This window comes from Mesorhizobium sp. M0106, from assembly GCF_040322715.1.
Classification (GTDB): domain Bacteria; phylum Pseudomonadota; class Alphaproteobacteria; order Rhizobiales; family Rhizobiaceae; genus Mesorhizobium.
Window position 1 is genome coordinate 1 of sequence record NZ_JAMYUA010000151.1, and the last position, 557, is coordinate 557.

Consider the following 557-nt stretch of genomic DNA (forward strand, 5'->3'; position numbering starts at 1 on the left):
CCATTCCGGCCTCAAGGACCCATTCTACGCCCGGCAGGAACTCGCGGATAAATTCGCCGGCGGATGGGCGGTAATTGAGACCAAGCGAATAACCGGTACGGTTGGTGTATGTCTCGCGCAGACCAGCCGCCAGAATCGGCTCGCGGCAAGCTCGGTCGATCACGCTGGCCGGTGTGCCTGGCCGCATCAGCGCGATGGCCTCGTCTTGGACGCGGATCATGGTCTCGGCGATACGCTGCTGCTCAGCGCTCGCCGGACCGACGATGGCTGTGCGCATCAATTTTGCATCGTATGTTCGACAGGTCCCGACGAGTTCAAAATAGACGATATCGCCACGTTCCAGGCGCCTATCAGTATAGGATCCGTGTATGAGATTTGTTCGATTGCCTGAAGTGAAGCCACCGAGGAGCGGCTCTTCCGACCCGGCGTTCGCCAATGCGCTGAACGCGGCGCCAGCGAGTTCTTGTTCCGTGACGCCGGGCGCAATAGCCTCGATGCCAGCGCGCAGGCCCGCTTCAACTTGCCGGGCAGCGCGGCGCAGATAATCTATTTCCTGC

General features: G+C 60.9%; 1 protein-coding gene. It reads right to left on the bottom strand.

What is annotated here, in order from left to right; genetic code table 11:
• The coding region (locus NKJ55_RS35535) for a M24 family metallopeptidase (protein ID WP_352453947.1) at positions 1-557 on the bottom strand (557 nt) is incomplete at both ends.